Annotated in this window: 18 protein-coding genes and 1 pseudogene; 10 read left to right on the top strand and 9 right to left on the bottom strand. The window is 65.0% G+C overall.

Going from position 1 to position 19,679, the window contains the following annotated elements:
• The first annotated feature begins 199 nt into the window (after positions 1-199).
• Together DOM45_RS00750 and DOM45_RS00745 are read left to right on the top strand one after the other, a co-directional pair.
• Positions 200-1,474 carry a Zn-dependent hydrolase gene (locus DOM45_RS00750; protein WP_110597821.1) on the top strand — a complete coding sequence of 425 codons (1,275 nt, stop codon included), beginning with the start codon at positions 200-202 and terminating at the stop codon, positions 1,472-1,474.
• Positions 1,471-2,910: an amidase gene (locus DOM45_RS00745; protein WP_240612243.1), complete on the top strand. Its 1,440-nt coding sequence runs from the start codon at positions 1,471-1,473 to the stop codon at positions 2,908-2,910. The genes DOM45_RS00750 and DOM45_RS00745 overlap by 4 nt, the downstream gene beginning before the upstream one ends.
• A gap of 37 nt (positions 2,911-2,947) precedes the next feature.
• Here DOM45_RS00745 and DOM45_RS00740 read toward each other — a convergent pair whose 3' ends face one another.
• A complete protein-coding gene (locus tag DOM45_RS00740) occupies positions 2,948-3,916 on the bottom strand; it encodes an AraC family transcriptional regulator (RefSeq protein WP_342588707.1) in 969 nt (322 codons plus the stop codon).
• Positions 3,917-4,108: 192 nt separating this feature from the next.
• Here DOM45_RS00740 and DOM45_RS00735 point away from each other — a divergent pair, with 192 nt between their 5' ends.
• From DOM45_RS00735 to DOM45_RS00725, 3 genes are all read left to right on the top strand, one after another.
• Complete coding sequence (locus DOM45_RS00735) at positions 4,109-5,341, top strand: MFS transporter (RefSeq protein WP_110597605.1); 1,233 nt, start codon at positions 4,109-4,111, stop codon at positions 5,339-5,341.
• A 144-nt stretch (positions 5,342-5,485) separates the two neighbouring features.
• Positions 5,486-7,150: a phosphoglucomutase (alpha-D-glucose-1,6-bisphosphate-dependent) gene (gene pgm / locus DOM45_RS00730; protein ID WP_110597604.1), complete on the top strand. Its 1,665-nt coding sequence runs from the start codon at positions 5,486-5,488 to the stop codon at positions 7,148-7,150.
• 229 nt (positions 7,151-7,379) lie between these two features.
• Positions 7,380-9,518, top strand: a complete 2,139-nt coding sequence (locus DOM45_RS00725) for a methyl-accepting chemotaxis protein (protein ID WP_110597603.1) — start codon at positions 7,380-7,382, stop codon at positions 9,516-9,518.
• Here the strand turns inward: DOM45_RS00725 and stpA are convergent, their stop codons facing one another.
• Positions 9,519-10,790: a glucosylglycerol 3-phosphatase gene (gene stpA / locus DOM45_RS00720; protein ID WP_110597602.1), complete on the bottom strand. Its 1,272-nt coding sequence runs from the start codon at positions 10,788-10,790 to the stop codon at positions 9,519-9,521.
• 258 nt (positions 10,791-11,048) lie between these two features.
• Between stpA and DOM45_RS00715 the strand changes: the two genes are divergently transcribed.
• Entirely contained in the window at positions 11,049-11,537 is a 489-nt protein-coding gene (locus DOM45_RS00715; protein ID WP_110597601.1) for a pyridoxamine 5'-phosphate oxidase family protein, read from the top strand.
• A gap of 133 nt (positions 11,538-11,670) precedes the next feature.
• The gene (locus DOM45_RS00710; RefSeq protein ID WP_110597600.1) at positions 11,671-12,708 is read left to right on the top strand and encodes a CNNM domain-containing protein; all 1,038 of its coding nucleotides are present in this window, start codon (positions 11,671-11,673) and stop codon (positions 12,706-12,708) included.
• A 33-nt stretch (positions 12,709-12,741) separates the two neighbouring features.
• Here the strand turns inward: DOM45_RS00710 and phnE (DOM45_RS00705) are convergent, their stop codons facing one another.
• The 5 genes from phnE (DOM45_RS00705) to DOM45_RS20460 all read right to left on the bottom strand — a co-directional run bounded on the left by phnE (DOM45_RS00705) (position 12,742) and on the right by DOM45_RS20460 (position 16,595).
• Positions 12,742-13,545: a phosphonate ABC transporter, permease protein PhnE gene (gene phnE, locus DOM45_RS00705; protein ID WP_110597599.1), complete on the bottom strand. Its 804-nt coding sequence runs from the start codon at positions 13,543-13,545 to the stop codon at positions 12,742-12,744.
• Positions 13,542-14,360 (bottom strand): phosphonate ABC transporter, permease protein PhnE, encoded by an 819-nt coding sequence (gene phnE, locus DOM45_RS00700; RefSeq protein ID WP_110597598.1) that lies wholly within the window; start codon positions 14,358-14,360, stop codon positions 13,542-13,544. The genes phnE (DOM45_RS00705) and phnE (DOM45_RS00700) overlap by 4 nt, the downstream gene beginning before the upstream one ends.
• Positions 14,357-15,154, bottom strand: coding sequence for a phosphonate ABC transporter ATP-binding protein (gene phnC, locus DOM45_RS00695; RefSeq protein ID WP_110597597.1), 798 nt, complete (start codon positions 15,152-15,154; stop codon positions 14,357-14,359). The genes phnE (DOM45_RS00700) and phnC overlap by 4 nt, the downstream gene beginning before the upstream one ends.
• Positions 15,155-15,220: 66 nt before the next feature.
• Entirely contained in the window at positions 15,221-16,231 is a 1,011-nt protein-coding gene (gene phnD / locus DOM45_RS00690; protein ID WP_110597596.1) for a phosphate/phosphite/phosphonate ABC transporter substrate-binding protein, read from the bottom strand.
• Positions 16,232-16,460: 229 nt separating this feature from the next.
• A complete protein-coding gene (locus DOM45_RS20460; RefSeq protein ID WP_280951642.1) occupies positions 16,461-16,595 on the bottom strand; it encodes a hypothetical protein in 135 nt (44 codons plus the stop codon).
• Between DOM45_RS20460 and DOM45_RS20455 the strand changes: the two genes are divergently transcribed.
• Both DOM45_RS20455 and DOM45_RS20450 read left to right on the top strand, forming a co-directional pair.
• Positions 16,530-16,904 carry a beta/alpha barrel domain-containing protein gene (locus DOM45_RS20455; protein WP_425353317.1) on the top strand — a complete coding sequence of 125 codons (375 nt, stop codon included), beginning with the start codon at positions 16,530-16,532 and terminating at the stop codon, positions 16,902-16,904. The genes DOM45_RS20460 and DOM45_RS20455 overlap by 66 nt on opposite strands.
• Positions 16,850-17,554 (top strand): annotated as a pseudogene (locus DOM45_RS20450) (oxidoreductase). Before DOM45_RS20455 ends, DOM45_RS20450 begins: the two are co-directional and overlap by 55 nt.
• Positions 17,555-17,633: 79 nt before the next feature.
• Here the strand turns inward: DOM45_RS20450 and DOM45_RS00680 are convergent.
• Positions 17,634-18,236 carry a TetR/AcrR family transcriptional regulator gene (locus tag DOM45_RS00680; RefSeq protein WP_110597595.1) on the bottom strand — a complete coding sequence of 201 codons (603 nt, stop codon included), beginning with the start codon at positions 18,234-18,236 and terminating at the stop codon, positions 17,634-17,636.
• Between the two features lie 187 nt (positions 18,237-18,423).
• On the bottom strand, positions 18,424-18,963 hold the full coding sequence (locus DOM45_RS00675; RefSeq protein ID WP_110597594.1) for a nuclear transport factor 2 family protein: 540 nt from the start codon (positions 18,961-18,963) through the stop codon (positions 18,424-18,426).
• A gap of 239 nt (positions 18,964-19,202) precedes the next feature.
• Here DOM45_RS00675 and dksA point away from each other — a divergent pair, with 239 nt between their 5' ends.
• Positions 19,203-19,637 carry an RNA polymerase-binding protein DksA gene (gene dksA, locus DOM45_RS00670; RefSeq protein WP_110597593.1) on the top strand — a complete coding sequence of 145 codons (435 nt, stop codon included), beginning with the start codon at positions 19,203-19,205 and terminating at the stop codon, positions 19,635-19,637.
• Positions 19,638-19,679 lie beyond the last annotated feature (42 nt).

Below are 19,679 nucleotides of genomic sequence, written 5' to 3'. Positions count from 1 at the left end.
TCATCACGAGCTGTCGCGGTAGTCTAGCGCACGTCGGCGCGTCTCGGCTTGCGGCGAGCTTGATCCGACGCTGGCGGCGACGTCATGATCGATCGATACGTATCGATAGTGAGAACTGACGATCGCCGACTGACGCTCAAGCACAATACCCATGGCGCCGAGGTTCGCCGTGCTTCATCTCGATGATAAGGACAACGACATGAACGAGACACTTTCGACCGAGGTCAACGTGCCCGCCATCGATGGCGAACGCCTCTGGCAGACACTGATGGAGCTGGCCGTGATCGGCGGCACGCCCAAGGGGGGCTGCAATCGCCAGGCGCTGACCGAGCTCGACCGCGAAGGTCGTGAACTGCTGATCCGCTGGTGCGAGGCCGAAGGCCTGACCGTGCGCTTCGATGCCATCGGCAACCTCTTCGCTCGCCGCGATGGCAGCAACGCCGACGCCGACCCGGTCGTCATCGGCAGCCATATCGACACCCAGCCCACCGGCGGCAAGTACGACGGTTGCTTCGGTGTGCTGGCGGCACTTGAGGTCATCCGAACGCTCAACGCCAACGGCATCGAGACCGAACGGCCGATCGAGCTGGTTTCCTGGACCAACGAAGAGGGCTGCCGTTTCGCGCCCTGCATGATGGGCTCCGGCGTGTTTGCCGGTCAGCTCACGCTGGAAGATGCTCTGTCGCGAACGGATGTCGACGGCATCACCGCGGGCGAAGCGCTCGAGGCGATTGGCTACGTCGGGGACGATGCCAATCGCCCCGGCCGGTTTGCGGCCTATCTCGAAGCCCATATCGAGCAAGGGCCGATCCTCGAGGACGAGGGCAAGACCATCGGCGTGGTCACCGGGGCGCTGGGGCTGAAGTGGTTCGATGTCACGGTGACCGGCATGGCGGCCCACTCCGGCTCGACGCCGATGCATCTGCGCCAGGATGCGCTGCTGGGCGCGACCCGGGTGGTCGAAGCGGTCAACCGGATCGCGCTGGCGCACCAACCCGACGGCCGCGGGACGGTGGGGGCGTTTCAGCTGCTGCCCAACTCGCGCAACGTGATCCCAGGACAGGTGACGCTGAGCGTCGACTTCCGGCACAGCGAGGGCGAGGTGCTCGACGCGATCGTCACCGAGTTTCGCCAGACGCTGGACGCCATCGCCCGCGAGACCGGACTCTCCATCGAGATCGCACCCACCGCCGATTATCCGCCGCAGCATTTCGCCGCCGATTGCATCGCCGCCGTGCGTCAGGGTGCCCAGGCCAACGGCTATGCACACCGGGATATCGTCAGCGGCGCCGGGCACGATGCCGTCTTCATCGGCGACATCGCGCCGGCGGCGATGATCTTCATCCCCTGCGAGAAGGGGATCAGTCACAACGAGAGCGAGTACGCCGCGCCGGAAGATGTCACTGCCGGCGCCAACGTATTGCTGCACGCGACGCTGAACCTGGCTGGGCTTGCGGCCGGGGCGGCGGCATGAGCAGCGACGAGGACACCAGCATGCGCAATGTAACGACGACCGAGCTGGCCGATCTGACCGCCCTCGAGGCCCTGGCGCTGTTCGAGCGGGGCGAGCTCTCGCCGGTGGAGTTGACCCGGGACTGCCTGGCGCGCATCGAGCGCCACAACCCGGTCGTCAACGCCTTCTGCCATGTCGATGGTGAGGGCGCGCTGGCGGCGGCGCGGGCATCGGAAGCGCGCTGGCGGCGTCATGATCCGATGGGGCCGCTGGATGGCGTGCCCAGCACGATCAAGGATTTGACCCTCACCGTCGGCATGCCGACCCGCAAGGGCTCGACGACGACGTCGGCGGATGGCCCCTGGACGAGCGATGCCCCTTTCACGGCGCGGATGCGCGAGGCGGGTGCCGTGCTGCTGGGCAAGACCACCACGCCGGAGTTCGGCTGGAAGGGGGTGACCGACAACCCGCTTTACGGCATCACCCGCAATCCGTGGAATCCCGAGCTGACCGCCGGCGGGTCTTCCGGCGGCGCCGGCGCCGCCGCAGCGCTCAACCTGGGCATGCTGCACCAGGGCAGCGACGCCGGCGGCTCGATCCGGATTCCCTGCGCGTTCACCGGCACGTTCGGCATCAAGCCGACCTTCGGCTGGATCCCTCAATGGCCGGCCAGTGCCATGACGACCCTGTCGCACCTGGGGCCGATGACGCGCACGGCCGCCGACAGCGCGCTGATGCTCTCGGTGATCGCCCAGCCCGATGCGCGGGACGGCTACGCCGGTCCTGACTGTCCGCTCGACTGGCTGGCCGCCGCGCCGCGTCGACTGGACGGCATGCGCATCGCCTACAGCCGTGATCTGGGCTACGTCTCGGTGGCGCCGGACATCCTGCGCGCCGTGGAGGCGGCGGTCGAACGGTTGCGGGCGCTGGGCGCGGAAGTGATCGACGTCGATCCGGGGTTCGACTCGCCCAAGGTGAGCTTCGATACGCTCTGGCACGCGGGTGCCTCGCGGCTGCTGGACGGCTTGAGCGACGCCCAGATCGAAGCGCTGGACCCGGGCCTGCGTGCCATCGCCGAGCATGGCAAGACACTGTCGCTGACCGATTACCTGGTCGCTCGCGAGCAGCGCGCGGCTCTGGTGGCGCGGATGGCCGAATTTCACCGCGAGTTCGATCTGCTGGTGACCCCGACTATGCCGTTGTCGGCCTTCGCCGCCGGTCATGAAGTGCCACCCGGCAGCGACTATGTCGACTGGGTGGACTGGACCCCGTTCAGCTACCCCTTCAACCTCACCCAGCAACCCGCTGCCTCGCTGCCCTGCGGTCTGGACGACAACGGCTTGCCGGTCGGTCTGCATCTGGTCGGTCCGCGCTATCGTGACGACCGCGTGATGGCCGTGGCCCGGCTGCTGGAAACGCAGCTGCCCAGGTTGGTGCCGCCGCTGGCGATGGCGTGACCCGACGAGCGACGGCGTGGTGCGGAAGGCGTGGTCGTCAGCCGCCCCGCGCCTCGCCCGGTGTCTGCCCGGTGGCGCGTTTGAACGCGCGGCTGAAGGCGGCCTGGGAACCGTAGCCCAGCTGCCAGGCGACTTGATCGATGGAGAGGCGTTTCTCGCGGATCCACTGCGTGGCGAGTCGCATCCGTAGCTGCGTCACGTAGCCCAGTGGCGAAACACCCAGGACAGTGCGGAAGCGCTCGGCGAAGGCCGAGCGTGAGCTGCCCATTTCCGCCGCCATGTCGGCCACGCTCCAGTGGCGTCCCGGTTGGCGATGGACGGCCGCGATCACCTTGCCCAGGCGTGGGTCGCGCAGCGCCTCGACCCAGCCGCCGATCTCCGCACAGCCGCATTCGACCCAGCCGCGTACGATACTGGCGGCCACCACGTCCGCCAGCCGCGACAGGATGCCGGCAGCGCCGGCCCGGCTCAGGCTCGCCTCGCGCTCCATCGCCTCGAGCATCGGCAACATCTCCGGGTAGCGCGACAGCAGCGTTCCCACGTGCATCACGGCAGGCATCATCGAGACCAGGGGCTGCATGCCGCCGAGATCGAACTGCATGCAGCCGCTGAACAGCCGCACGCCCTGACCGTGCTCGAGGCGCGCCGAGCCGTCGTCGATACAGCTGAATGAGTCGCAGAGCGGGATGGCGTCGATCTGCTCGATGTCACGACTCTCCACCTCGGGGGAGGAGAGCAGGCAGTGATGCCCGCCGCGCGGCAGCAGCACCGCATCGCCGCTCTCCAGCTGCTGCACGTCGTCGCCGATTCGCAGGATCGCCGAACCTTGCGCGATGAAGTGAAACTGCGCGCAGGTGGCATCGGTGTCGAAGGCGATGGCGAACGGCGCTCTCATCTGCACGCGCCGATAGCTCAACCCCGAAAGCCGCATTCCGAGCAAGAGCGCGTTGATCCACTCGCTGGACTTCCGGAGCGGCGGCTGTTCCATCGGCGGGGTGTCAGGCACGCGACTCTCGGGCGATAGCGTGTCGGCCGATCGGCGGTCGGGGGACCGGGAGCGCGGGGAGGACGACTGAGAGATCGAGGGTTTCATCGTTATCTCGGACTTTTGATCAAAGATCCTGGAGTTTTGATGATAGCGGATCTTGCGATGCTACTTTAGTCTACGCAGCATCTCAATGATCGATGGATGTCTCACATGACCACGAACGACTCGCACGACATGCGCCCGACGGGGGCATCCCGAGGGGCCTGGAGCGCCGTTTTCTCGTTGACGCTGGGTGTCTTCAGCCTGGTGATGGCCGAGTTTCTGCCGGCCAGCCTGCTGACGCCAATGGCGGACTCGCTGGCGATCAGCGAGGGCCAGGCAGGGCAGGCCGTCACGGTGACGGCGGTGGTGGCGCTGCTGTCGGGGTTGCTGGTGACCTCCGCCACCCAGCGGCTCGACCGTCGCCACGTGCTGCTGGGGTTTTCCGGACTGATGATCGCTGCCAATCTGTTGGTCGCCTACTCGCCGGACCTGATCTGGCTGCTGGCCGGGCGGGTGCTGTTGGGCGTGGCGCTGGGCGGATTCTGGGCGCTTTCCGCCGCTACCGTCATGCGACTGGTGCCGGAGCACGACGTGCCGCGCGCGCTGTCGCTGCTTTTTACCGGCGTCCCCATCGCCACCATTAGTGCCGCGGCACTGGGCAGCTATCTCGGCGACCTGGTCGGCTGGCGTAACGTGTTTCTGCTCGCGACGGCGATATCGGTAGCGACGCTGGTCTTCCAGTACGTCACCTTGCCGTCCATGACGCCGGAGCGTCCCACCCCGCTCGGCACGCTGGTGAGCGTGATGAAACGACCGGGCATGATGGTCGGTATCGTCGCCATCCTGCTGGTGTTCTGTGGCCATTTCGCCTTCTTCACCTACATCCGTCCGTTTCTCGAGGGCGTGTCGCACATGGGGATCAATGCGCTGTCATCGACTCTGCTGGCGTTCGGGGTGGCTAACTTCGTCGGAACCTTGGCCGCGGGGTATCTGCTCGAGCGCAGCCTGCGTCTGACATTGGTGCTGATGCCGCTGATCATGGGCTCGCTGGGCTGGCTGCTGGCGACGCTGGGCGGCTTCTCGCTGGGGACCGATGCCCTCATGGTCGCGCTGTGGGGCTTCGCCTTCGGCGCCGTGCCGGTGGCCTGGTCGACCTGGATCACCCGTGTCGTGCCGGACGAAGCCGAGAGTGGCGGTGGCCTGATCGTCGCATCGATCCAGCTGGCGATCGCCCTGGGAGCGGCCGTGGGGGGCGTTGTCTTCGGCATCGGCGGCGTGCTGGCCGTCTGCGCCACCGCGGGCACGCTGCTGCTGGCCGCGGCCGCACTGGTACTCGCGGGCGTGAGAACGAGGCCGGTGCCGGCTGGCGAAGGCGACACGGTGGTGGCTAGCTGCCAGTAGGCGATGGGCTGGTGTCTGTCGGTACGACCGACCGGGCGAGGTGAGACGCGGCAAGCATGGCCGAGCTCATCTTGCCTGTCGGGCGTTGAAGATGGTCTGCTATAAGAAAGGCATTCCTCCCCAGACCATCGAAAGGAACTGACGATGAGCATCGATTCCCAAGCAGGACGCTTGCCGGACGAGCACAGCCTCGCCAATATTCCGCGCCTGGTGTCGCGCTACTACAGCGAGCGGCCGGACCCCAGCGACCCGGGCCAGCAGGTGGCTTTCGGCACCTCGGGCCATCGCGGCTCCTCGTTGAAGACCAGTTTCAACGAATGGCACATCCTGGCCACGACCCAGGCGATCTGCGAGTACCGTGAAGCGCAGGGTGTCGACGGCCCGCTGTTCATCGGCATGGACACCCACGCGCTCTCCGAGCCGGCATTCTGCTCGGCGCTGGAAGTGCTGGCGGCCAATGGTGTCGAGACGCGCATCGATGCCGGCTGCGAAGAAACCGGTGGCGAGGTGGGGTACACGCCGACGCCGGCGATCTCCAACGCCATTCTGGTCTACAACCAGGGACGCAGCGGCGGGCTGGCCGACGGCATCGTCATCACCCCTTCGCACAACCCGCCGGGCGATGGCGGGTTCAAGTACAACCCGACCAACGGCGGGCCGGCCGATACCAACGTCACCAAGTGGATCCAGGAGCGGGCCAACGAACTGCTCGCCGGCGGCCTCGAGGGCGTTCGCCGCATCGGTTATGCCGAAGCCTTGAAGGCGCCGACCACCCAGCGTTTCGACTATATCGAGAGCTACGTCGGTGGCCTCGACAAGGTCATCGACATGGCCGCGATCCGTGACTCCGGGCTCAGGTTCGGCGTCGACCCCCTCGGCGGTGCCGGGGTGCACTACTGGCCGCGGATCGCCGCGAAGTACGACCTGCCGCTGGAAGTGATCTCGACCACCGTCGATCCGACCTTCCGCTTCATGCGCGTCGACTGGGACGGCAAGATCCGCATGGACTGCTCGTCGCCCTACGCCATGGCCGGGCTGATCGAGAACAAGGATCGCTTCGATGTCTCCTTCGCCTGCGATACCGATCACGATCGCCACGGCATCGTCGCCCGCTCGACCGGACTGCTGAATCCCAACCACTATCTCGCCGTCGCCATCGAGTATCTGTTCACCCATCGCCCGAACTGGAGCGACAAGGCCGCCATCGGCAAGACCCTGGTGTCGTCGTCGATGATCGATTACGTCGCCCAAGGGCTGGGTCGAGACGTGGTCGAGGTGCCGGTGGGCTTCAAGTGGTTCGTCGACGGCCTGATCGAGGGCAGCCTCGGCTTCGGTGGCGAAGAGTCCGCCGGCGCCTCGTTCCTGACCCTGGACGGCAAGCCCTGGTCCACCGACAAGGACGGCATCATTCTCGGCCTGCTTGCCGCCGAGATCACCGCCGTCACCGGCAAGGACCCGGGCGAGCGCTACCAGGCGCTGACCGAACGCTTCGGTGCGCCGGTCTACGAACGCGTCGATGCCCCGGCCAACCGTGAGCAGAAGGCGAGGCTCGGCAAGCTGTCGCCCGAGCAGGTCAGCGCCGACACGCTGGCGGGCCACCCGATCACCCGCAAGTTGACCGAGGCGCCCGGCAACGGCGCCGCCATCGGCGGGCTCAAGGTGGTCACCGACGCCGGCTGGTTCGCCGCACGTCCCTCCGGCACCGAGGACGTCTACAAGATCTACGCCGAGAGCTTCGAGGGCGACGCGCATCTCAAGCGGATTCAGCAGGAGGCCAAGGCGCTGGTCGACGAAGTACTGGCGGGCTGACGCCGGGTACGGGACCGGGAGACCCCGCTCTCCCGGCCCCGCCCGCCGGTCGCTCGGCCATCATCCGGACCAGCCAGGCGCCCCTCGGCAAGTCGCGATGCAACGTCGTACTGCCGAGCGCGAGCCGTTTTCGCCGAAAGCCTAAAGTTGCCTTCGACATGGACGATATCTCCTCTGTCAATTTCGATGCCGTGCCCCGGGCGGCGCCTTCCTATGGCAGGGATACCCCATGCATTTCAAATCTATACGCACACTGGTCACGCTTCTGGTGGGCGCTTGTATCGTGCTGGTCGCCGCTGCTCTGGTGGGCTACTCCTTTTATGCCGACGCGCGCTCGCAGGCGCTGGTGGACGCTCGCACCCATGCGCTGCTCGAGTCGAGCATCGACCGGCGCCTCTCTGCCGTGGCCGGCCGCCAGGCCGAAAGCATCCAGGCCCGACTCGAACACGCGCTGACCCTGGCGCGAAACCTGGCCAGTACCAATGCCCTGATGGGGGAGGTCGACGATCAGGGTCGGCGTCGGCTTCTCCTCGGTCGCGACGAACTCTCCAACCTGGTGCGCCAGACGGTCGTCGACAATCCCGATCTGCTCGACGCCTTCATCGGCTGGGAGCCCGATGCCTTCGGCAGTGACCGCTACTACACCGGAAGAGAGGATGCCGGCTACGGCGAGGATGGCCGCTTCATGCCGTGGTGGTATCGGACCGAGGATGGCAAGGTCGCGGTGCTGCCGCTGGGCGAGACGATGGATAGCAGCAAGACGATGGACAGCGGTGTGCGAGAAGGGGAGTACTACCTCTGTCCCAAGGAGACCGGCAAGCCCTGCATCATCGACCCGGCGCCATACGACTACAATGGCAAGACGCTGATGGTGACCTCCTTCAACGTACCGATCATGGTCGACGGCCAGTTCCGCGGTAGCGCCGGCGTCGACCTCTCCGTCGACTTCATCCAGGGGCTGCTGGCCGATGCCAGCCGCTCGCTCTACGACGGCGCCGGTGACTGGACCCTGGTCGCCCCGCAAGGTGGGATTACCGCCCGCACCGGCGAACCCTCCGGCGTGGGCAGCAACGCGGAGACATTCTTCGATGCCGCCATCAACGCCCGGCTTGCCGAGGCGCGCCAGGGGCAGCCGGTCCTCGACAGCCACGAGGGCCAGATCGAGATGCTATGGCCGTTCACCGTCGGTCCGGCCGACAGCAAGCCATGGGTACTGATGATCCGGCTGCCCCAGAGCGTGGTCATGGCCGGGCTGACCGACCTGCGCCAGCAGCTCGCCAGCCAGCGTCACCACGACACGCTCGCGATGCTCGCGGTGGGTGTCGGCGTGGCGCTGCTGGGCCTGTTCGCCGGTTGGCTGCTCGGCGGTAGCCTGTCGCGGCCGCTCAGACGGCTGGCGTTGCGGATGCGCGAGATCGCTTCCGGCGACGGAGACCTCACCCAGCGCCTGCCGGTGCGCGGCCGCAACGAGAGCGCCGAGCTGGCGATCCAGTTCAACGCCTTCGCCGACAAGATGCACGAGGTCATGCTCGAGGTGCGCGAGAGCAGCGAGTCGGTACGCGCCGCATCCCAGGAGATCGCCAGCGGTAGCGAAGATCTGTCGCGCCGCACCGATGCCATGGCGGCCAGCCTGCAGCAGACCTCGGCCTCGATGGAGGAGCTCACCAGTACGGTCGACCACACCGCGCAGTCGGCGCGCCAGGTCGATCAGATGGCGGTATCCGCCACCGACGCGGCGCGCCGCGGTGGCGAGGTCGTCGGTGACGTCGTCAATACCATGGGTGAGATCGAAGCCTCCTCGCGCCAGATCGCCGAGATCGTCACCACCATGGATGGCATCGCGTTCCAGACCAACCTGCTGGCGCTCAACGCCTCGGTGGAGGCTGCTCGCGCCGGTGAACAGGGCAAGGGATTCGCGGTCGTCGCCCAGGAAGTGCGCAACCTCGCCAGCCGCAGCGCCGACGCCGCGCGCCAGATCAAGTCGCTGGTGGATGTCGCCAGCGGCAAGACGCAGCTGGGTGCGGAGCGCGTCCGCCATGCTGGCGAGGCGATGGAGGAGATCGTTGCCAGCATCGCCCGGGTGACCGACGTGCTGGGCGAGATCAGCGCGGCGACCAGCGAGCAGAGTCAGGGGATCGGCCAGGTCAATCAGGCCGTGGCGGAGATCGACCAGGTCACCCAGCAGAATGCGGCGATGGTTCAGCAGACCGCGACGGCGGCGGCCGAGCTGCGTCACCAGTCGCAGCGTCTGGCCGTGACGGTGGGGGCGTTCCGGCTCGCCGACATGCCGGCGCCCGCCTTGAGCGGGGAGAGCACATCGACGCAGCCACGGCTGCAGCCGTCGCGGCGCGCGGTGCCGGCCGTCTGATCAGCGCCGCGCGGCCAGCTCGCAGAAGAAGTCGACATACTGGGTGTGGCCTTCGGGAAAGATCACATCCAGCGTCAACGGATCCTCGGCATCGCTGATCCCTTCCAGGGCCGGCCAGACGTCGATGTCGGGATTCCCGGCGTGGCGCGCCAGCCGCTCGGCGTCGACGCCGGCGCGGCGAACCTCGCCACCGCTGCTGTCGACATAGAGTACCCGGTTGCCGCTGTCGAAAGCGTTACCCAGTTGCTGAACGAGCGTCAGGAAACCGCGGTCGCTGCCGCCGCGCTGGCGCTCGCCGCCCGCATCGCCAGATGGAATGAACGATGTCACGGTATCTCCCACCCCGACGATGCGCGGCATCAGCGCGGGATCGAAATAGTCGCGGGCCAGTTCCAGCAACGCCGCCTGATCGCGGGGCGCCTCGCGGGCGTTGAAGCCCTCGCCCAACGGATAATGCCCCGTATGGCGATGGTAGTAGCGGTTGAGGATGACCAGCACCCCCACCTCCTTGACGCCGCCGCGCAGCATCAGTTGGAAATCGGTGGTGCCGGCCCCTTCCCCGTTCTCGTCGCCCTGTCGCAGGCGCTCGTTGCCCTCGCCATCCTGGCCGGCATTGGGCGCGTAGTGGATGAAGAAGGCGTCACTCATTCCCGACCGGCGGGCCGCCCCGAGCCGCTCGTGCATGAACTCGGCGACGTCGGCCTGTAGTGCCCGATAGCGCTCCGGCGTTGCCTGCCAGTGACGGTGGAAGACGTTGAGGTTGAGTGTCGGCGAGGCGATGTTGTCGAGTACCGCCGCGGCGATCAGGTCGCGTCTCGCCTCGGACGGCAGGTCGTAGGGTGGCTGCGACAGCAGCGACTCGAGGAACGCCTCGGCCCGATCGGGAAACGTCTTCAGAAACGCCAGCTCGGCGTCGCTCACGCCGGGGTGCGACACCGCCCCGAAGCGGTCCTGCCACTGCACGCCACCGGCGGCCAGGCCGGGCAGGTAGCGCCCCTGCTCGCCAGCACGATCCGGCGTCTCGAACAGCGCCTCGACGATGCCGTTCACGCCGCGGGAGCCAATGTGCTCGCCGTTGGTCAGCACGAAGAAATGGCCATCGAGCCGGCGGGTGGCGTCGAGGTAGCGTCGCTCCAACTGGCGCGTCAGCGGATTGCCGACCAGTCCCATGCAGACGCCGTCGAGGTCCTGGATGACGAGCAGGTTGTCGGTGGCCGCCAGTTCGTCCAGCAGGGCGGCGTGATCGAGCGAGAAAGGGCGAGAAAGGGGCATGATGGGCGCCTTGGTCGGGGCGAGTGATGGTGGCGTTATCGGGCGAACGTTCACCAGTATAGCGTCAGCTCGTGGTCCGCATCGCGACGGTTTGCCGGACCGGGGCGCCCCGACTAGGCTTCTTGGTGGGCGTCGCCCAGGCTGCAAGACGCCCAGACGATCCCAGAACGTCAGTGCAAGACGCTCACGCCCGGATGGCGTGATGACAGCCCGGCGAAGGGGTAACCCCGCCACGGGCAACATTAGCAGGAGGCAACGATGTCCAGTCCCGAGCACAAGCAGAAGATCTGGAAGCTGATCGAGAAGATCAAGGTCGGCATGTTGGTCACGCTCGACGATGGCGTGCCGCGAGCGCGCCCCATGCATCTGGTGCAGGATGCCTACGACGGCAAGCTCTGGTTCTATACGCGCCGCAGTGCCGAAAAGTCGTTCGAGGCGAAGCAGGATCAGGATGTCTGCATCACGTTCTCGGACCAGGATGACGGCATCTACGTGTCGATGTCCGGCCGGGCACGCCTCAACGACGATCCCGCGCTGATCGAGAAGTACTGGAATCCGTTCGTGGCCGCCTGGTTCACCGGTGGCAAGGAGGATCCGGACATCACCATGATGGAGATCGACATCGACTTCGGCGAGCACTGGCAGTCGCGTGAGAGCAAGACGTTCCAGCTCTACGAGATCGCCAAGGCCAACGTGAAGAAGGAGCATCAGCCGGATCTCGGCGAGAACGAGAAGTTCGGCCACTGAGCCGCCAGACCCGACCTGGCTTTTGATGCCGCCGACGTCCGACGGGGTGTCGGCGGCGTTTCTCCGGGAGGCCATTGACAGTTGCGTGACAAGTCAGGATAAAGAGTCCTCACAAGTCACATAGCGACCCCCCATGTTTCTGCTGACGGCATTCGTCGTTCTCTCCATCGGTTTTTCCTTCGTCTGTTCGGTGCTGGAAGCCGCGCTGCTCTCGCTCACACCGAGCTATATCGCGCAGCTCAAGGACGACCGCCCCAGGCTTCACGACAAGCTCAACAAGCTCAAGTCGAATATCGATCGGCCGCTGGCGGCGATCCTCACGCTCAACACTATCGCGCACACCGTCGGTGCCACGGGTGTCGGCGCGCAAGTGGCCGTCGTGTTCGGCGATGCCCACGTGGCCATCGCCTCGGCCTTGATGACCTTCGGCATCCTGGTGTTCTCGGAGATCATCCCCAAGACCATCGGAGCGACCTACTGGCGCAGCCTGGCGCCTCTGCTGCCACCGACGCTGCGCTTCATGGTGTTGCTGCTGCTGCCCTTCATCTGGCTGTCGGAGATGATCACCAATCGTATCGCCAAGAACGAGGGCGATGTCGACATGCGCGGCGAGATCAAGGCGCTGGCGAGGATCGGGCTGGAAGAGAAGGCGCTGGATGCCGACGAGACCCGCACCATCACCAATATCCTCAATCTCCACGAGATCCCGGTGAAGAGCGTGATGACGCCGCGAACCGTATGTGAAACGGTGACGCCCCACATGACCGTGGCCGAGTTCGATGAGCGCTATGGCAAGACGCAGTTCACGCGTTTCCCGGTGATGGATGGCGGCGAGGATGCCCTGGGCTACGTGCACAAGTCGGATACCTACCACGCCGAGGATGGCGAGAGGCTGAAATCGCTGATGCACTCCGTCGCGATCATCGATGAGAACGACAGCGTCGAGCATGTCTTCACCGCCATGCTCAAGGATCACAACCACCTGCGCGTGGTCTACGACGACCATGGCAACTGGGTCGGGCTGATCACCATGGAAGACGTGATCGAGACGATCCTGGGCCAGGACATCATCGACGAGACCGACAACGTGCATAACCTGCGCAAGTACGCCAAGCAGCGCTGGCTGAAGCGAATCAAGCGCGGCGAATCCGCCCAGCCGCCGCCGGGCTGAAGCCGGCGGCGGTCCTCCCGTGGCAGGGCTCGGTCAGATGACCTTCTTGCGCAGCCAGGCGGCGAGCGCTTCGCCCAGGATGACCAGGGCGATGATCGCCAGCAGGATGGTGGCGACGGTCTGCCACGCCAGCGTGTCGATGGCGCCCTGCAGGATCACGCCGATTCCGCCGGCGCCGACCAGGCCGAGCACTGTCGACTCGCGCAGGTTGATGTCCCAGCGCAGGATGCCGACCGCGAAGAAAGTCGGCATGACCTGCGGCACGATCGCGTAGAGCACCACCTTGGCTCGCGAGGCGCCGGTCGCTTCCAGCGCCTCCACCGGGCGCCGATCGATCTCCTCGATCGCCTCGCCCAGCAGTTTGCCGAGAAAGCCGATCGACCGGAACATGATCGCGATGATCCCGGCCAGCACGCCGGGGCCGAAGATCGCCACGAACAGCAGGGCCCAGATCAGCGTGTTGACCGAGCGGCTCGAGACCAGGATGAAACGCCCCAGCCATAGCGTGAAACGGTTGGGGGTCGTGTTCTGGGCCGCGATGTAGGCGATCGGCAGCGACAGGAAGATGGCCACGAACGTGGCGATGGTGGCGATATTGAGCGTCTCGACCAGGGCCCAAAGAATCGCCCGCAGGTTGCTCACGTCCGGCGGCACCATGCGCCCGAACAGGTCACCGACCTGGGCCGGGGCATCCCACACCCAGGGCCAGATGATATCGATGCTCTCCACCGCCCACACCACGGCCGCCGCCACGACCAGCATTGTCAGGAAGCGCTTCCAGCGCTGCTGCGGGGTATAGCGCGCCCAGGTGCGCTCGGCAACGGTCTGCTGGGTCATCCGATGTTCCTCCTGATCCGACCGCTGATCGCTTCGCTGACCAGAATCACGCCGATGATCACCAGCGTGATCGCCAGGGCGAAGTCGTAGTCGTAGCGGCCGAAGGCGTTCATCAGCGTCGAGCCGATGCCGCCGGCGCCGACGATGCCGACCACCGCCGACGCCCGCAGGTTGCTGTCGAGCTGATAGATGCCTAGACCGATCTGGCGCGGCATGATCTGCGGCAGCACGGCGAACTGCAGCACGCTGATATAGCGGGTGCCACTGGCACGCAGCGCTTCCACCTGACCCCAGTCGATCTCCTCGATTCGCTCGGCCAGCATCTTGGCGACGAAGCCGATCGAGTAGAGTGTCAGCGTCAGGATCCCGGCCACCGGACCGAACCCCACCGCCTTGACGAACAGGATCGCCACGATCACCGGATGGAAGCTGCGTGCGAGGATGATGATGGCCCGGCCGATCATGTAGATCGGCTTGGCGGCGATGTTGCGGGCCGCCATGAAGGCGATGGGAACGCTCAACGCGAGGCCGAGCAGTGTCGCCAGGATGGCGATCTGCAGGCTTTCGAGGAAGCCGTCGATGAGCAGCTCATAGCGGTCGAAGTTGGGCGGAAAGGCGCCGGAGAAGATCCGCGCGGCACGGGTCATGCCCTGGCTGATGCGATCGAGATCGAACGGCAGGATCGAGATCGCCCACACGGCGTAGATCGCGACGCCCACGACCAGCCCCCAACGCAGCACTGGATTGGCGATGAACGGTGGCTTGCGCCAGTGTCGCCGTGACGACGGGACCGTCTGATCGGTGCTGGTGCTCATGACACCACCGCCGGGGAGTGGGCCGGACCGCTCTCGGCCTGCTGACGTGCTTCCCCCGGTGTGCCGCTGTAGACGGCATCCATCGCCTCCTGATCCAGGTCGGCGGGAACGCCGTCGAAGATCAGTTTGCCGAATCGCATGCCGACGATGCGCTGGGTGTATTCCCGCGCTTCGGCCACGTTGTGGATGTTGATCAGTACCGGGAGCGACAGCTCCTGGGAGAGCGTCTGCAGAAGCTCCATGATCTGGCGCGAGCTCACCGGATCCAGCGAGGCCGTGGGCTCGTCGGCGAGCAGAATTTCCGGTTGCTGCATCAACGCCCGAACCACGCCGACACGCTGACGTTCGCCACCGGAGAGCGCATCGGCGCGTTTGTTGGCGTAGTGTGCGATGCCGACGCGCTCCATCAGGTGGTAGGCGCGCTCGATGTCTTCCGCCGGGTACTTGCGCAGTGCCGCCCGCCAGTAGGGGATGTAACCCAGCCTCCCGCACTGGACGTTCTCCATCACCGTCAGGCGATCCACCAGGTTGAAGCCCTGGAAGATCATCCCGATGCGCCGGCGCGCCTTGCGCAGCTCTTCACGCTTGAGATGCGTCAACTCCAGGCCGTTGAGCTCGATGCTGCCTTCCGTGGGTTCCACCAGTCGGTTGATGCAGCGCAGCAGGGTGCTCTTGCCGGCCCCCGAAGCGCCGATGATCGATACCACCGATTCTCCGGGAACGTCGAGATCGAGCCCGCGCAGCACCGGCTCGCCATGGCCGTACCGTTTGATCAGATTCTGAATGCGCAGCATGGGAGATCCTCTGTGACGGCGCCATCGGCCTTCATGGCAGATGGCGCCGCCTGGTGGGTCGGCGGATTACTCGACGTTTTCCTGGGAGTAGACGACGCCGTTGGCATCCTGGATGTCGCGGATGACTTCCCAGTCCTTCTGGTAAGTGACCGGGACGAACTTGGTCACGCCGTCGAACTCCTCGCCCAGCTCGGTGCCTTTCATGTCGAAGCTGAAGAAGGCCTCCTTGATCTTGTCGATCAGCTCGGGCTTGAGGTTGTAGGCATAGGTATAGGAGGTGGTGGGGAAGCGCTTGGACTCGAACACGATCTTGACCTCTTCCGGATCGTAGAGACCCCGCTCGGCCATCCGATCGACCACCTCGGAGGCGACCGGTGCCGCGTCGTAGTCCCCCGCCACCACGCCCAGCATCGACTGGTCGTGGGAGCCCGAGTAGACCACTTCATAGTCTTCGTCGGGGGTAATGCCCTGCTTCGGGAACAGGGCGCGCGGTGCCAGGTTACCGGAGTTGGAGGTAGGGGAGGTGTGCGCCACGCGCTTGCCCTTGAGATCGCTCAGCTCGTCGATGCCGCTGTCCTTGCGGGTGTAGACCTGCAAGGTATAGCCGAACTCGCCGTCGTCGCTGCCCATGATCGCGAACGGCACCGCTCCGGCGAGGTTGACCGCGAACGGCGTCGGCCCGGTGGAGAAGCCCGCGACCTGGATGCGTCCGCTGCGCATCGCTTCGATCTCGGCAGCATTCGATTGCACGGCGTAGAAGCGAACGTCCTTGCCGGTGACGTCGCGGAGGTGCTCGATGAACGGCTCCCAGATATCGGCGTAGATCGCCGGGTCCTCGACCGGGGTATAGGCGAAGACCAGCGGATCGGGATCGAGATACTGGGATTCGTCGGTCGGCGCATCGGCGACCAGATCGCCATCGGCGTCGCAGTACATGGGCGCCAGGTCCCCGCGTTGCGGGCACTCGTCGGCGGCCTGAGCCGAGAGAGCGAGGCCGCAGCCGAGTAGCAGCGTGGTCAGCAGGGAAAGCGGCAAGCGCAGCGAGGGGGAGCTGGAGGATTCGAGGCGTCGTAGCATGGCGGATCTCCTGGAGCGGAGGTTGTTATAGGCGACACCGGCTGCGCGATTTGTCGATCTCTTTGGAGGCGCTTTGGGTGTCATGGTTTTGTCACAGTGTGCGCAAAATCCGCCGTAAAGCGCATACGACTTTGGCGATGTAGACAATGGTGAAAGCCGGCCATTGCCAATGAATTATTAGCCAGCTACATTTTTGCCATTCATTCGCATCAGGAGTCAGTCAATGGCGTCACCATAACTGTTCACGCCGCTCTCGCTCGGTAACCTGGAACTGCCCAATCGCATCGTCATCTCGCCGATGTGCCAGTACTTCGCCGACGCCGAAGGCAGCATGACCGACTGGCATACGATCCATCTTGGACATCTGGCGCTTTCCGGCGCCGGGCTGCTAATCATCGAAGCGTCCGCCGTCGCGCCCGAGGGGCGGATCACGCCGGGAGACGTCGGGCTCTACTCGGATGCCAACGAGCAGGTGATGGCGCGCACACTGGCCGCGGTCAGAGCACATTCGCCGATGCCCGTGGGTATCCATTGGGGCATGCCGGGCGCAAGGCATCCTGCAAGGCTCCCAGGGAGGGCGGCGCGCAACTGGGGCCCGATGAAGGCGGCTGGCAGACCGTGGCGCCGTCCGCCGTTCCCTATCTGGATGGGCAGCGGGCTCCGCAGGCCATGAGTCTCGACGACATCGCCCAGCTCAAGGCCGACTTCGTGGCCTCGGCCCAACGCGCCGAGCGTCTGGGTATCGATCTCATCGAGCTGCATGCCGCCCACGGCTATCTGCTGCATGAGTTTCTATCGCCGCTCTCCAATCAACGTGACGACGAGTACGGCGGCAGTCTCGAGAATCGCATGCGGCTGATTCTCGAGATCTTCGGCGCGGTGCGCGACGTCTTTCCCCGCGAAAAGCCGGTGGGCATTCGCATCTCCGGCAGCGACTGAGTCGAAGGCGGCTGGGATATCGAGCAGAGCGTCGAACTGGCCAAGGCGCTGGATGCGCAAGGCTGCAGCTTCATCGACTGCTCCGGCGGCGGCCTGGATTCGCGCCAGGCGCTCAACGTCGGTCCCAGTTACCAAGTGCCGTTCGCGCGGCGCATGAAGCAGGAAGTCGAGATGGCGGTGATCGCGGTGGGTCTGATCACTGAGGCGGAACAGGCCGAAGGCATCGTCTTCAGCGGCGAAGCGGATGCCGTCGCGCTGGCCCGCGGCATGCTCTACGATCCGCGCTGGCCGTGGCATGCCGCCGCCAAGCTCGGCGCCAGCGTCCACGCGCCCAATCAGTACCTGCGCAGCCAGCCACATACGCTCAAGCAGCACTTTGAGTGAATCTCGGCGTCGGATCGCCCGCTACGCCCCGGCATTTTACAATTGATCGAAAACGGCCCGGGTGGCGAGCGCTTGTCGACTACGGCAGTAGCTCGGTGATTGTCTGAAAACTCTCCTCGAGCCGCTGCCTGAGCGATCGCGTGTCGCCTTCGATCTGCCCGGCATCCATCGCAAGGCCGAGGCAACCGACGGCAACGAGGCAGGCGGCTTTCAATGTCGCTCCGTTCTCGGCGTCGGGCCAGCGTTGCCTCAATGCGTCGAAAAGGGTGAGCTCGATATCCTTGAACGCGAGCAACTTCTGCGCCTTGAGGGCGGTCGTCGAGTTCCAGATGCGATAGGTCGTGGCCATGTTGGCCGTCTCGTATTTCGGAACCAGCGTCAGTAGACAATCACGCGCCACCTCGAGGGGTCTCAGATGCCCCGGCAGACTGAGGACCGTGGGGCCTATCTCGGCGACTAGGCCCTCGTCGTGGAAAAACAGCAGGAGATCATGTTTGGTTCTGAAGTAGTGGTAGAGCGTTCGCGGCGAAACGCCAGCGGCAATTGCGATCTCTTCCAGCGTTGTCGCATCGTATCCACGGCGATCGAAGAGACGTAGCCCCTCATACGCGATGCGAGAACGCGTACTGGCAGCCTTTTGCTCGCGTAAGCCAACCTGAGGTGTACTGGACTTCTCGACCATTGATCAATCAGCGTCTGTTTGAGCGGGCTTAAGAAAATGTCGAAACGCCTATCCCGACTCGGCACATGGCATGTTAGTCATGCACAAGCCCCCTCAGCACTGAATCTCACTCACGCAGCGCGGGCCTCGGCGACAGGGGAGTCGGCGAGGCCCACGATATAGAGCGCCTGAGTGGCGCGCAAGCTGCCTACTCGTCGGTGGATTCGGCCAGGGACGCCTTGATCTCTTCATGGAACTGCCAATTACCCTCGGTCCACCTCATGCCCTGGGTCGACTCGGAAATCTTCCAGCCATCATCGGTCTTCTTGAAAGATAGGTCATAACTCCCCACGAGGATCTGGAACGGGCTCCCGTTAGCGCCGCGATAGAAATGGCGTGCATGAACAAGCACATGGCAGAACGCGGTTTCGCCGTTAATCACGATGCCCTGCGGGATCAGGATGTGCTCGTCGCCATCCAGCTGACTATGGAACCGTTTCGCCATGGCACACCACTTGTCGGCTGAAATACGCATCTGACCCATGCCGATGGTAGGGCTGTGATCGACGTCGATCTCGTCGCCGTAACACGTCCGGAGCAATTCGAAATCGTGCATATCGACACTGCGTCCGTAGCGCTGCACGACCTCCGTGATTTCCAGATAGTCGATGATGTAGCTGACTCTGTCTTCCGTTCCTGCCTTCTGGAGGAACGCGAACTGTGCTGCCGTCGTTGCGAATTCAGCCATGGGTCAGAGCTCCCGTGCCGTTTTATTGAAAAATGCAGTAACTGCAAAATAAAAATATTGCAGTTACTGCAAATAATCAAGTGTCACGTGATTCTCTGTAGCGCCGATCCCGACAGGGCGTGTAGCGCCTCAACCTAACCGTCGACTGAATAGCACTTGTCGGGCGGATGCTTTGTCGATCATGATTGTTATGTTATAACATATTTAGTTGGCGCCATTTCCCGCGCCTGGAGGTTGCCATGTCAATGGAAAATGCCATCGGTAGTGAGGACGACTTACTGGCGATGCCGGAGCAGGACTACATGAACGAGGCTCAGCTCGACTTCTTTCGACGGCGTCTGCTGGCGGAGCAGGCGGATCTTGAAGTCGCGCTTGAAGAGACTCGCCGCACCATCGTCGACAGCCGTGGCGTCGGCGACGAGGCCGATCTGGCCGCCAACGAGGAGACGTTGCGTCTGCTGCTGCGTCAGGCCGACCGCGAGACCCGACTGCTGCGCAAGGTTGCCGGTACCCTCAAGCGCTTGGACGAGGGCGACTATGGGTTCTGCGAAGAGACCGGCGCGCCGATCGGCCTGCGACGATTGTTGCTGAGACCCACCGCCACGCTCTGCCTGGAGGCCAAGCAGCGCCAGGAGCAGCGCGAACACCACTATGCCAAGCGCCGCAGCGCCTGACTCCAAACGCTGCAGCGTGAGAGGCGCTATGGCGTCGCGCGT

Source organism: Salinicola lusitanus (assembly GCF_003206045.1).
Lineage (GTDB): Bacteria > Pseudomonadota > Gammaproteobacteria > Pseudomonadales > Halomonadaceae > Salinicola > Salinicola lusitanus.
Note: the sequence above shows the minus strand (reverse complement) of the source record. Positions and strands in the feature narration are given on the sequence as shown.

What these genes read in the sequence shown, in the direction of transcription:
- DOM45_RS00725 (WP_110597603.1), top strand. Translation starts at nt 7,380, where the DNA reads ATGCATTTCAAATCTATACGCACACTGGTCACGCTTCTGGTGGGCGCT.
- phnC (WP_110597597.1), bottom strand. Translation starts at nt 15,154, where the DNA reads ATGCTGCGCATTCAGAATCTGATCAAACGGTACGGCCATGGCGAGCCG.
- DOM45_RS00745 (WP_240612243.1), top strand. Translation starts at nt 1,471, where the DNA reads ATGAGCAGCGACGAGGACACCAGCATGCGCAATGTAACGACGACCGAG.
- pgm (WP_110597604.1), top strand. Translation starts at nt 5,486, where the DNA reads ATGAGCATCGATTCCCAAGCAGGACGCTTGCCGGACGAGCACAGCCTC.
- DOM45_RS00675 (WP_110597594.1), bottom strand. Translation starts at nt 18,963, where the DNA reads ATGGCTGAATTCGCAACGACGGCAGCACAGTTCGCGTTCCTCCAGAAG.
- dksA (WP_110597593.1), top strand. Translation starts at nt 19,203, where the DNA reads ATGTCAATGGAAAATGCCATCGGTAGTGAGGACGACTTACTGGCGATG.
- phnE (WP_110597598.1), bottom strand. Translation starts at nt 14,360, where the DNA reads ATGAGCACCAGCACCGATCAGACGGTCCCGTCGTCACGGCGACACTGG.
- DOM45_RS00715 (WP_110597601.1), top strand. Translation starts at nt 11,049, where the DNA reads ATGTCCAGTCCCGAGCACAAGCAGAAGATCTGGAAGCTGATCGAGAAG.
- stpA (WP_110597602.1), bottom strand. Translation starts at nt 10,790, where the DNA reads ATGCCCCTTTCTCGCCCTTTCTCGCTCGATCACGCCGCCCTGCTGGAC.
- DOM45_RS00735 (WP_110597605.1), top strand. Translation starts at nt 4,109, where the DNA reads ATGACCACGAACGACTCGCACGACATGCGCCCGACGGGGGCATCCCGA.
- DOM45_RS00710 (WP_110597600.1), top strand. Translation starts at nt 11,671, where the DNA reads ATGTTTCTGCTGACGGCATTCGTCGTTCTCTCCATCGGTTTTTCCTTC.
- DOM45_RS00680 (WP_110597595.1), bottom strand. Translation starts at nt 18,236, where the DNA reads ATGGTCGAGAAGTCCAGTACACCTCAGGTTGGCTTACGCGAGCAAAAG.
- phnE (WP_110597599.1), bottom strand. Translation starts at nt 13,545, where the DNA reads ATGACCCAGCAGACCGTTGCCGAGCGCACCTGGGCGCGCTATACCCCG.
- phnD (WP_110597596.1), bottom strand. Translation starts at nt 16,231, where the DNA reads ATGCTACGACGCCTCGAATCCTCCAGCTCCCCCTCGCTGCGCTTGCCG.
- DOM45_RS20460 (WP_280951642.1), bottom strand. Translation starts at nt 16,595, where the DNA reads ATGTCCAAGATGGATCGTATGCCAGTCGGTCATGCTGCCTTCGGCGTC.
- DOM45_RS00750 (WP_110597821.1), top strand. Translation starts at nt 200, where the DNA reads ATGAACGAGACACTTTCGACCGAGGTCAACGTGCCCGCCATCGATGGC.
- DOM45_RS20455 (WP_425353317.1), top strand. Translation starts at nt 16,530, where the DNA reads ATGTGCCAGTACTTCGCCGACGCCGAAGGCAGCATGACCGACTGGCAT.